Annotated in this window: 13 protein-coding genes; 12 read left to right on the top strand and 1 reads right to left on the bottom strand. The window is 71.3% G+C overall.

Annotated features, from left to right (window positions below; translation table 11 throughout):
* Window positions 1-1,262 (top strand): Glu/Leu/Phe/Val family dehydrogenase (locus V7Q31_RS09705; RefSeq protein ID WP_333833559.1); only part of this gene is annotated, 1,262 nt, incomplete at its 5' end.
* Window positions 1,263-1,268: 6 nt separating this feature from the next.
* Here V7Q31_RS09705 and V7Q31_RS09700 read toward each other — a convergent pair.
* Window positions 1,269-1,679, bottom strand: coding sequence for a DUF4864 domain-containing protein (locus V7Q31_RS09700; RefSeq protein ID WP_333833557.1), 411 nt, complete (start codon window positions 1,677-1,679; stop codon window positions 1,269-1,271).
* Window positions 1,680-1,753: 74 nt separating this feature from the next.
* Here V7Q31_RS09700 and V7Q31_RS09695 point away from each other — a divergent pair, with 74 nt between their 5' ends.
* The 11 genes from V7Q31_RS09695 to V7Q31_RS09645 all read left to right on the top strand — a co-directional run bounded on the left by V7Q31_RS09695 (window position 1,754) and on the right by V7Q31_RS09645 (window position 9,793).
* Entirely contained in the window at window positions 1,754-2,719 is a 966-nt protein-coding gene (locus V7Q31_RS09695) for a 2-hydroxyacid dehydrogenase (RefSeq protein ID WP_333833555.1), read from the top strand.
* A 12-nt stretch (window positions 2,720-2,731) separates the two neighbouring features.
* A complete protein-coding gene (locus V7Q31_RS09690; protein ID WP_333833554.1) occupies window positions 2,732-3,286 on the top strand; it encodes a thioredoxin family protein in 555 nt (184 codons plus the stop codon).
* Window positions 3,283-3,645, top strand: a complete 363-nt coding sequence (locus V7Q31_RS09685; RefSeq protein WP_333833553.1) for a hypothetical protein — start codon at window positions 3,283-3,285, stop codon at window positions 3,643-3,645. The genes V7Q31_RS09690 and V7Q31_RS09685 overlap by 4 nt, the downstream gene beginning before the upstream one ends.
* Entirely contained in the window at window positions 3,642-4,100 is a 459-nt protein-coding gene (locus V7Q31_RS09680) for a YaiI/YqxD family protein (RefSeq protein WP_333833552.1), read from the top strand. The genes V7Q31_RS09685 and V7Q31_RS09680 overlap by 4 nt, the downstream gene beginning before the upstream one ends.
* Before the next feature lie 64 nt (window positions 4,101-4,164).
* The gene (locus tag V7Q31_RS09675; protein WP_333833551.1) at window positions 4,165-4,962 is read left to right on the top strand and encodes an exodeoxyribonuclease III; all 798 of its coding nucleotides are present in this window, start codon (window positions 4,165-4,167) and stop codon (window positions 4,960-4,962) included.
* An 11-nt stretch (window positions 4,963-4,973) separates the two neighbouring features.
* On the top strand, window positions 4,974-5,732 hold the full coding sequence (locus tag V7Q31_RS09670; RefSeq protein WP_333833550.1) for an enoyl-CoA hydratase/isomerase family protein: 759 nt from the start codon (window positions 4,974-4,976) through the stop codon (window positions 5,730-5,732).
* 144 nt (window positions 5,733-5,876) lie between these two features.
* Window positions 5,877-6,098: a 50S ribosomal protein L31 gene (rpmE, locus tag V7Q31_RS09665; protein ID WP_333833548.1), complete on the top strand. Its 222-nt coding sequence runs from the start codon at window positions 5,877-5,879 to the stop codon at window positions 6,096-6,098.
* A gap of 69 nt (window positions 6,099-6,167) precedes the next feature.
* Window positions 6,168-6,980, top strand: coding sequence for a division plane positioning ATPase MipZ (locus V7Q31_RS09660; RefSeq protein WP_333833561.1), 813 nt, complete (start codon window positions 6,168-6,170; stop codon window positions 6,978-6,980).
* 320 nt (window positions 6,981-7,300) lie between these two features.
* Window positions 7,301-8,023, top strand: coding sequence for a peptidoglycan-binding domain-containing protein (locus V7Q31_RS09655; protein ID WP_333833546.1), 723 nt, complete (start codon window positions 7,301-7,303; stop codon window positions 8,021-8,023).
* 110 nt (window positions 8,024-8,133) lie between these two features.
* Window positions 8,134-8,382 (top strand): hypothetical protein, encoded by a 249-nt coding sequence (locus tag V7Q31_RS09650; RefSeq protein WP_333833545.1) that lies wholly within the window; start codon window positions 8,134-8,136, stop codon window positions 8,380-8,382.
* Window positions 8,383-8,425: 43 nt separating this feature from the next.
* Window positions 8,426-9,793, top strand: a complete 1,368-nt coding sequence (locus tag V7Q31_RS09645; RefSeq protein ID WP_333833543.1) for a hypothetical protein — start codon at window positions 8,426-8,428, stop codon at window positions 9,791-9,793.
* The last annotated feature ends 48 nt before the right edge of the window (window positions 9,794-9,841 follow it).

Genomic DNA, 9,841 nt, shown 5'->3' with positions numbered 1-9,841 from the left:
GCATCCACACCTTCACCGGCTATCGCTCGGTCCATTCCGAGCACATGGAGCCCGTCAAGGGCGGCATCCGCTACGCAATGTCGGTCAATCAGGACGAAGTGGAGGCGCTCGCCGCGCTGATGACCTACAAATGCGCCCTCGTCGAGACGCCCTTCGGCGGCTCCAAGGGCGGCCTCTGCATCGATCCGCGCGACTGGGAGGCGGACGAGATGGAGAAGATCACCCGCCGCTTCGCCTATGAGCTGATCAAGCGCAGCCTGATCCACCCCTCCCAGAACGTCCCCGCCCCCGACATGGGCACGAGCGAGCGCGAGATGGCGTGGATCGCCGACCAGTTCGCCCGCATGAACACCACCGAGATCGACGCGCGCGCCTGCGTCACCGGCAAGCCGCTCAACGCCGGCGGCATCGAAGGCCGCGTCGAGGCCACCGGGCGCGGCGTGCAATACGCGCTGCGCGAGATGTTCCGCCACCCCGACGCCGTCGCCGCCGCCAATCTCGAAGGGCGGCTCGCCGGCAAGCGCTTGATCGTTCAGGGCCTCGGCAATGTCGGCTATCACGCCGCGAAGTTCCTTCAGGAAGAGGACGGTTGCCTGATCGTCGGGATCGTCGAGCGCGACGGCGCGATCCTCGATCCCGCCGGCCTGCCGGTGGAGCGCGTCAAGGCGCATCTCGCGGAGACGGGGGGCGTCCGCGGCTTCCCCGGCGCCACCTATTCCGCCAATGGCGCCGCCGCGCTGGAGGAGCCCTGCGACATCCTCATCCCCGCCGCCTTCGAAGGCGTGATCAACCTCTCCAACGCCGACCGCATCCAGGCGCCGTTGATCGTGGAGGCCGCCAACGGCCCGATCACCGCCGGCGCCGACGAGCTTCTGCGCCGCAAGGGCGTCGTGATCGTGCCGGACCTCTACGCCAACGCCGGCGGCGTCACCGTCTCCTATTTCGAATGGGTCAAGAATCTCAGCCACATCCGCTTCGGGCGGATGCAGCGCCGGCAGGAGGAGGCGCGCCACGAGATGCTGATCGCCGAACTCGAAGGCGCAATCGGCAAGACGCTCGACCCCGGCTTCAAGTCCCGCTACCTCGCCGGCGCCGACGAGCTGACCCTTGTGCGCTCCGGGCTCGACGACACGATGCGCGGGGCCTACCAGTCGATGCACGAGGTCTGGCGCAGCCGCAAGGACGTGCCGGACCTGCGCACCGCCGCCTACATCGTGTCGATCGGGCGCGTCGCCGGCAGCTACGCCGCGCTCGGCATCTGACCGCGGTCAGACGGCGGCGTCCGCCATCCGGCGGATGCGCACGCCGTCGATGCGCCACTCGCCGCCGATGTCGACCATCTCGTAGGCCGCGACATGCACCGCGCCGCGCGCATCGGTGAAATAGACGATCTGCACCGGCCCGCGCGGCCCCTGTTCGAGCGGCCCCATCTCGACCCGGCTCGGCCGCCACACCATCGGATAGCCGCCGCGCACCATGCCGCCGAAACGCTCGGGCGTTCCGAACATGCCGCGGATGCCGGGCGAGGCGAAGGCGAAAGCGCCGGCCCAGTCGTCGCGCTGGAATGCGTCGAGCTGTCGTTCGATCACCGCCCTTATGTCCTCCGCCTCGCCCGCCTGCGCCGGCGCCGCCAGCGTCAGCGCCAAGGCCGCGAGCGCTGCGCGAAACAGTCTGGCCATGCTCCCCTCCGTCATGTCACCAAGGAGGAACTGCGCCGCCTGCCCGCCGCGGCAAGCCCGACCTGCGAGACGACATGACCAAGCCCCGCCTCCTGCTGACCCGCCGCTGGCCCGAGCCCTGCGAGGCCGCGCTGCGCGAGGTCTTCGACGTGACCGCGCCGCGGACCGATGCGCCGATGCCGCCCGCGGCGCTGGCCGCGGCGCTGGCGGCGCATGACGCCGCCGCCGTCACCGTCACCGACCGGCTCGACGCGGCGGCGCTGCGCGGCGCCCGCGCGCGCATCCTCGCCAATTACGGCGTGGGCGTCAGCCATATCGACCTCGACGCCGCCCGGGCCGGTGGGATCGTCGTGACCAACACCCCCGACGTGCTGACCGACGCCACCGCCGATCTCGCCATGGGCCTGCTGATCGCCGCCGCCCGCCGCATCGGCGAGGGCGAGCGCGAGCTGCGCGGGGGGCTCTGGACGGGCTGGCGGCCCACCCACATGATCGGCGCGCAGGTGACCGGCGCGACTTTGGGGATCATAGGGTTCGGGCGGATCGGGCAGGCGATGGCGCGGCGCGCCCGCCACGGCTTCGGGATGCGGGTCATCTTCCAGAACCGCTCGCCCGTCTCCCCTGACATCTGCGCAGAGCTCGGCGCCGAGCCGCGTGAGAGCGTCGACGCGGTGCTGGCGGAAGCCGATTTCGTCTCGCTGCATTGCCCCGGCGGCGGCGCCAACCGCCATCTGATCGACGCGCGGCGGCTCGCGCTGATGAAGCCCACCGCCATCCTCATCAACACCGCGCGCGGCGAGGTGATCGACGAGGCCGCGCTCGCGCAGGCGCTGGCCGTGCGCCGCATCGCCGCCGCGGCCCTCGACGTGTTCGAGGCCGAGCCGGCGGTGCATCCCGCCCTGTTCGACCTCGACAACGCCGTGCTCGCGCCCCATCTCGGGTCGGCGACCGCCGAGACCCGCGTCGCGATGGGGATGCGCGCGCTCGACAATCTGCGCGCCTTCTTCGAGGGCCGCCCCCCGCCCGACCGCGTCGCCTGAGAGGAGAACACCATGGCCGCCACCCCCCCGATCTGCGATTTCGGCTGGAAAGCCCCGGATTTCACCCTGCCGGGCGTCGACGGAAAGACCCATTCGCTCGCCGAACTGAAAGGCGAGACCGGCACGCTGGTCGTCTTCATCTGCAACCATTGCCCCTATGTGATCGCCATCGCCGACCGCCTCGCCCGAGACGCGCGCGAGCTGAAGGCGCTGGGCGTGAACGTCATCGCGATCAATTCCAACGACGCGGTGAACTACCCCGACGACGCCTTCGACAAGATGGCGCCTTTCGCCGCGAAATACGGCTTCGACTTCCCCTACCTGCATGACGAAACGCAGGCTGTCGCCCGCGCCTATGACGCCGTCTGCACGCCCGACTTCTTCGGCTTCGACCGCGATCTGGGGCTGCAATATCGCGGACGGCTCGACAGTTCGGGCAAGAACCCCGCCGGCCCCGACGCCCGCCGCGAGCTTTACGAGGCGATGGCCGAAGTGGCGCGCAGCGGGACAGGCCCGCGCGAGCAGATCTCCTCGATGGGCTGCTCGATCAAGTGGAAGGCCGCGTGAAGGCGCTCGCGCTGGCGCTCGCCCTTGCGGCGGCGCCGGCGCTTGCGGAGCCCGCTTTCACCTTTTCCGCCCCCGGCTGGGAGATGGGCGTCGGCCCCGCGGAGGTCTACGCCTTCCAGAGCTTCGCGCCGCGCCCCGGCGCAGTCGCCCTCTCGATCACACTGCACGCCGGCCCCGCTCGCCAGCTCGAAAGCCTCACCGCCAGCAGCCTCGGCGAGATGCTCACCCTGCGCGACGGCGACGGCGCCACCTTGCTTGAAACCGTGCTCGCAGAACCGATCCGCCGCGGGGCCTTCGCCGTCACCTTCGCCGATCCCGGCGCGGCGCGGCGCGCGGCGGCGCGGATGCTCGGTCGATGACCGCTCCCATCCTCTATGTCGACGCCGACGCCTGCCCGGTGAAGGCCGAGGCGCTGCGGGTGGCCGAGCGCCACGGCGTATCCGTGCGGATCGTCTCGAATGGCGGCATCCGCCCCTCGCCGCACCCGCTGGTCCAAACCGTGATCGTCCCCGAAGGCCCCGACGCCGCCGACGACTGGATCGCCGAGCGCATCGGCCCCGGCGACGTCTGCGTGACCGGCGACATCCCGCTCGCGAAACGCTGCCTAGACGCCGGCGCGCAGGCGCTGCGCCACGACGGCGAGGCGTTCACCCCGTCCAACATCGGCCATGCGCTGGCGATGCGCGAGCTGATGGCCGATCTGCGCAGCGCGGCCCCGCTGGCCGCGGGCGGGGGAGGGCGGCCCTTCGCCAAGGCCGACCGCTCGCGTTTTCTGGAGGCGCTCGACCGCGCCCTGCGCAAGGCCCGGGGCTGAACGCGCCGTTGCCTTGCCGCGCCCCTGCGCCCTATGGTCCGCGCGCCCGCCGCAGGAGACCTCCATGCCGCTGACCGTCTGCACCTGGAACATCAACTCGGTGCGCCTGCGCGAGGGGCTCGTCCAGCGTCTGCTGCGCGAGGAAGCGCCCGACATCCTGTGCCTGCAGGAGACAAAGTCGCCCGTCGCCAAGATCCCGACCGAGGGGTTCGCCGCGCTCGGCTACGGAACGATCGTCGCGCGCGGCGAGAAGGGCTACAACGGCGTGGCGATCCTGTCGCGCCTGCCGCTCGCCGAACTTCCCCACCGCGATTTCTGCGGCAGGGGCGACGCCCGCCATGTGGCCGCCCGCATCGCCCAAGGCCCCGCCGAGGGCGTCGAAATCCACAACCTCTACATCCCCGCGGGCGGCGACGAGCCCGACCCTGCGATCAACCCGAAATTCGACCACAAGCTGCGCTTCGTCGAGGAACTCGGCGACTGGAGCGCCGGACGGCGCGGCCCCGCCATCCTCGTCGGCGACCTCAACATCGCGCCCGGCGAGGACGACGTGTGGTCGCACAGGCAGCTCCTGAACGTCGTCAGCCACACCGAGCCCGAAATCACCCGCTTCGAGGCCGCCCGCGCCGCCGGAAACTGGGCCGACATCGCCCGCATCCTCCAGCCGCAGGGCAAGCTCTACAGCTGGTGGAGCTACCGCGCCTCCGACTGGGAGGCGTCGGACCGCGGCCGCCGGCTCGACCATGTCTGGGCGAGCCCCGAGATCGCCGGCGCCGCGCGCGCCAGCCGCGTGCTGAAAGCCGCGCGGGGCTGGGAGAAGCCCTCCGACCACGCCCCCGTCTTCGCCACCTTCGACCTGTGAGGGCCGCTCCGATGTCCGACGCCATCCTCCTGAGCTTCGACGGCCCCACGGCCACCGTCACCCTCAACCGCCCCGACAAGCGCAACGCGCTCGGGGTCGCCGACATGCAGGCGCTGGCGCAGGCGCTGGCGGAAGTTCATGCGCGCGAGGGCGTGCGCGCACTGATCCTCACCGGGGTGGGCGACCGCGCCTTCTGCTCGGGCGCCGCCCTGGAGGACGTCGCGACCGCCGACTGGTCCGACAACCCGCTGACCGCGCTCTGCGACGGGATCGAGGCGTTCCCGCTGCCCACCATCTGCGCCTGCAATGGCGGCGTGTTCGGCGGCGGGGTCGAGATCGCCGCCGCCTGCGACTTCCGCATAGGCTTTTCGGAGATGAAGTGCTTCATCCCCCCGGCGCGGCTCGGCATCCATTACGAGCCCGGCGGCATCGCCCGCGCCCAGCGCCTGCTCGGGGTCCAGATGACGCGGCGGATGTTCCTGCTCTGCGAGACTTTCGAGGGCCCGGCGCTGGAACGCGCGGGTTTTCTCGACCGGGTGGTCCCGCAAGGCGAAGTCGCGGCGGAGGCCGCGCGCATGGCCGCCGAGCTTTCGGCCCTCGCCCCGCTTGCGGTGCAGGGCATGAAGCGCACGATCCTCGAACTCGGGCAGGGCGCGCTCGACGCGCAGGCCGCGCGCGCGCGGGTCGCCGAGGCCTGGGCGTCGGACGACCTGCGCGAGGGGTTGGCCGCGATGCGCGAGAAGCGCGCGCCGCGCTTTCAGGGGCGCTGACGCGCCGGGCGGCGCGCTGCGGGCTTGCCTCGCCGCCCCGCTTTGGCTATGACGCGCCGACTTTCGGGACGGTTGGCGACTCTGCGCGCGGTTTTCGCGCCGCAGGACCGGCGTCCCCCGCAGACGATCCGTGGGAGACGCGGCATGAAACAGAGCATCCACCCCGATTTTCACGTGATCAACGTGAAGATGACCAATGGCGACGTCGTGCAGATGCGCTCGACTTGGGGCAAGGCAGGCGACACGATGACGCTCGACATCGACCCCACCGTGCACCCCGCCTGGACGGGCGGCGGTCAGCGCCTGATGGACGCCGGCGGCCGCGTCTCGAAGTTCAAGAAGAAGTTCGAAGGCTTCGGCTTCTGATCTTCGCCTGACGGAAGCGCCTTGCGGGGCGCGCGAGGGGCCTGAGCGATGTCCGCCAGCGGGGCTGCATTGGGCCATGTCGTCGTGCTCGGCAACGAGAAGGGCGGCTCGGGCAAGTCCACCACGGCGATGCATCTGTTCGTGGCCCTCGCCCGCGCCGGCAAGCGCGTGGGCGCGGTCGATCTCGACCTGCGCCAGAGCAGCTTCTTCCGCTACCTTGAGAACCGGCGCGACTACGCCGCCCGCCGCGACGTCCCCCTTCTGCTGCCCGAACTCGCCGCCCCGACGCCCTCCAAGGCGCCGGGCCGCGCCGAAGCCGAGGCCGAGGACCGCCAGCGCCTGCGCGATCTGGTGGCAGAGCTGCGCGCGCGCTGCGATTTCGTGATCATCGACTGCCCAGGCGCCGATTCGGTGTTCAGCCAGGAGGCGCACGCCGCCGCCGACACGCTGATCACCCCGATGAACGACAGCCTGATCGATTTCGACCTGCTCGCCCGCGTCGACCCCGCGACAGGCCGCATCAAGGGCCCCTCGATCTATTCCGAGATGGTCTGGAAGAGCCGCCAGCTGCGCGCGCAGGCGGGGCTGAAGCCGATCGACTGGGTGGTGGTGCGCAACCGCGTCGCCATGCTCGACGCCCGCAACAAGCGCCGCGTCGGGGACATGCTCGAGGAGCTGTCGCGCCGCATCGGCTTCCGCGTCGCGCCCGGCTTCTCGGAGCGCGTGATCTTCCGCGAGTTGTTCCTGCACGGGCTGACGCTGCTCGACCTCAAGAGCGAATCGAGCATGGTCTCGATGAGCATGAGCCACGTCGCCGCGCGCCAGGAAGTGCGCGAGCTGGTGCGCAGCCTGTCGCTTCCCGGCGTCGACGCGGTCGCCTGAGGCGGCCCGCCCTGCGCCCTGCGGATGGGCGGCCGCAACCGCTTCTGCGCGTGTCGCGACCAAGCGCGGAGGCGATCCGGCGCCGGAGGCCCCGCCCGCGCCTCCGGATGGACTTCGCCGCGGCGAAAGGCGATCATCGCCCCGCCGGAGTTCGGCGCGGTGGAGTGGCGATGAGCGGACTTCTGCGGGATGGCGCGTGCGGCGGTCGTCGCGGCGGTCTATGGGGTGGAGCCGAGAGCGCCCGACGACGCGCCGCGCCGCGCGCCGCCGGCGCGACCGGATGGCGCGTGATCGCCGCTGCGGCGCTGCGCCCTAGGGTCATGGCTGTCTGGCTGGCGACGTCGCTGGCCCTCGGGGCGAGCGGCGCCGACGCGCAAAACCCGCCCGAGGTCGACGCGTTGCTGGAGCAGGCCGCCGCCATCGTCGCGCGTTCGGATGCGGGACCGGGCGAGTTGCGCGCCGCCGGATACGCCGAGGCGGCCCGCCTGCTCGACCAGATCGTGGAGGAGAACCCCGACAGCGATGCGGCGGTGGACATTCTCCTCGGAAATCCCGTGGGTTCCCTGAATCCGACTGCGATCCGCACTGTCGCGGAGCAACAGCCGCCGGGGCCGACGCGCGCGACTGCGGACCCGGCGCGCGCCGACGCCGCTCTGGGCGCATCGCCTTCGGATCAGGCGGCGCTGCGCCTCAGCGGCGCGGACTGGCGCGAGTTGCAGGTGAGGCTCGCTCTCCTGGGGTTCGATAGCGGGGGCTTCGACGGGCTGTTCGGGCCGACCACGCGCACGGCGATCAAGCAATGGCAGAGCTCGTTGGGCCTGCCGACCACCGGCTATCTCGACGCCGCGCAGCTCGCGCAGCTGCGCGAGAGCACTGCGCGCGCCTATTCGAGCTGGCAGCGCCGACGCCTCGCGGACAGAGTTCCGGAGCAGCGGCCGCAGGCGCCGTCGCCGAATCCGACCGGACGCTACGTCGACGAGCGCGGGTGTCTGCGCGAGGAGGACGGGGCCGTCGTGCGCGGGTATCGCCTCACCTGCTTTTAGGCCCGTCACATATTTTTCAATAGAGTACTCTATTGACTTTAAGCAAAAATCGAACAAATCTGGTTAAGATAAGGTTAACTTGGAAACCGGTTGTGCGAAGGTCCTGCGCGATGGCGAGGTGGGGGCGCTGCGTCGTCCTCATGGCGGTGGGTGCGGCTGGCGGGTGCGCTTCGGTCGGCGCGCGCTCGGCGGCGGTCTCGTGGACGAAGCCCGGCGCCGACGCGGAGACGGTCCGCCTCGAATACGGGCTTTGCGGGGGGGACTTCACCGGGCTCGGCGCGATGAGTTTCGCGCCGGAGGACTTCGCGGCGATCCACGCCTGCATGAGCCGAAAGGGCTTCACGGCGGAGCGGCGCTGACGCAGGGCGAGACCGGATTCCGCTTGTCCTCAGGAGGGGCGAGATGCGACGACTGCGCGACATATCGATGTGCTGCGGCGCGCTGCTGCTTTGCGCGTCGCCGAGCGCCCTGAGTCCCGACCTGCGCGCCGCCGAGGTCTCGACGGCCGCGGCGCCCGCCGACGTCGGCGCGAAGGATGTCGCCGTCGCCCCCGAGACCAGCCCGGTCCCGTCGCCGCGGCGCGTGGCCGCGACCGGGACGTCGGCCGCTCTTGCGCGGGACCTCGCGCGCGAGGGCGCTCGACTTTTCGCGCAAGCGCTCGATGCGGAGGGCGTCGCCCAGGCGTCGCTTTTCGCGCAGGGCCTCGAGCGCTTCGACCGGATCGTGCGAGATCATCCCGACGACCCACTGGCGCAGGACGTCCGCGAAGGCCTCGTGGGAATGATCGACGTTCATGCGCTGCGCGTGCTGGTCGAACGGCAGGGCGATCTGACGCTGGCGGCGCCCGAGGAAGCGCTTCCGTTCGAACCGCGCGGCGCGTCTGCGATCGAAATCTTCGACAATCGGGCGTCGCTTGCGGCGCTGCTGCTCTGCGGCGGGGCCGGCGATCGATGCGCCGGGGAAGCCCTCGCCGCTGCGCGGTCGTGGCGCGCCGGGCTGGCGGAAGACGCGCTCGACGTCGTCGAGACGCTTATGGCGCCGCCGCCGCCGGTCGACGCCGAGCGGGAAGCGGCGACGCTGGACGCCGCGGCGCGTCTCGCGGCGTTCGACGCGCTTTTCGGCCAGTACGCGGGCGGCGCAGTGGCCGGGCTGTCGGCGGCGTTCGCGGATCTGTCGGCGCAGACGGTCCTTTCGGCGCCGAAGCAGGACGCCGCAGCACCGCATGAGGATGCGGCGGAGACCGCCGCGACCGTCTTCCTAACGCTCGCCGCCTCGGCGGCGCTCGGCGTCGAGAATGCGGCGTCACGCGACCTCGCCTCGGCGACCGCCGCGATCCAGCGAAGCGCCGGTGTCGAAAGCCGTTCATTCGCAAGGCGTTGGGCTGCCTCGATCTACACGTTGGAGCTGTTGCGCCGAACTCTGGCCGGAAACCCGGCCTGGGAGAGCTTGCACCTCCGCTCGGCGCGTCAGCACGCGGACATTCTCAACGCCCTCGCGACCGGCGAACTCGGGAACGAGATGCTCGGAGCCGATGCGCCGCGGCCGATGACTCGCTCCGAATCCGACTTCCTTCAGAGGATGCTCGATCTCGACGCGGCGACGCGCGCGAGCCTCGTCGCCGAAGCGCCCACGACGCCGCCCGAGCCGCGCGCAGAGGCGCTCGAATCGTGGCTAGACGCCCATGCGGTGGCCGTCTCAGGCCTCATGCTGGCCGCTGACCAAGGTAGCGCAGACGCATCGGGTTCGGGCCGCTGGACGGCGAAGCGTTGATCTGAGGGCCCGCCCGCCCTGCATCAGGGGTTGCGAGACGCCGCCCCT

This window comes from Rubrimonas sp. (assembly GCF_036788415.1).
GTDB lineage: Bacteria > Pseudomonadota > Alphaproteobacteria > Rhodobacterales > Rhodobacteraceae > Rubrimonas.
The sequence above is the reverse complement of the archived record's forward strand: the minus strand, read 5'-3'. Positions and strand labels throughout refer to the sequence as shown.

Excerpts from the sequence above, each read along its gene's own strand:
- V7Q31_RS09650 (WP_333833545.1), top strand. The coding sequence starts at position 8,134 with ATGGCGAGGTGGGGGCGCTGCGTCGTCCTCATGGCGGTGGGTGCGGCT.
- V7Q31_RS09645 (WP_333833543.1), top strand. The coding sequence starts at position 8,426 with ATGCGACGACTGCGCGACATATCGATGTGCTGCGGCGCGCTGCTGCTT.
- V7Q31_RS09695 (WP_333833555.1), top strand. The coding sequence starts at position 1,754 with ATGACCAAGCCCCGCCTCCTGCTGACCCGCCGCTGGCCCGAGCCCTGC.
- V7Q31_RS09690 (WP_333833554.1), top strand. The coding sequence starts at position 2,732 with ATGGCCGCCACCCCCCCGATCTGCGATTTCGGCTGGAAAGCCCCGGAT.
- V7Q31_RS09670 (WP_333833550.1), top strand. The coding sequence starts at position 4,974 with ATGTCCGACGCCATCCTCCTGAGCTTCGACGGCCCCACGGCCACCGTC.
- V7Q31_RS09655 (WP_333833546.1), top strand. The coding sequence starts at position 7,301 with ATGGCTGTCTGGCTGGCGACGTCGCTGGCCCTCGGGGCGAGCGGCGCC.
- V7Q31_RS09675 (WP_333833551.1), top strand. The coding sequence starts at position 4,165 with ATGCCGCTGACCGTCTGCACCTGGAACATCAACTCGGTGCGCCTGCGC.
- V7Q31_RS09680 (WP_333833552.1), top strand. The coding sequence starts at position 3,642 with ATGACCGCTCCCATCCTCTATGTCGACGCCGACGCCTGCCCGGTGAAG.
- rpmE (WP_333833548.1), top strand. The coding sequence starts at position 5,877 with ATGAAACAGAGCATCCACCCCGATTTTCACGTGATCAACGTGAAGATG.
- V7Q31_RS09700 (WP_333833557.1), bottom strand. The coding sequence starts at position 1,679 with ATGGCCAGACTGTTTCGCGCAGCGCTCGCGGCCTTGGCGCTGACGCTG.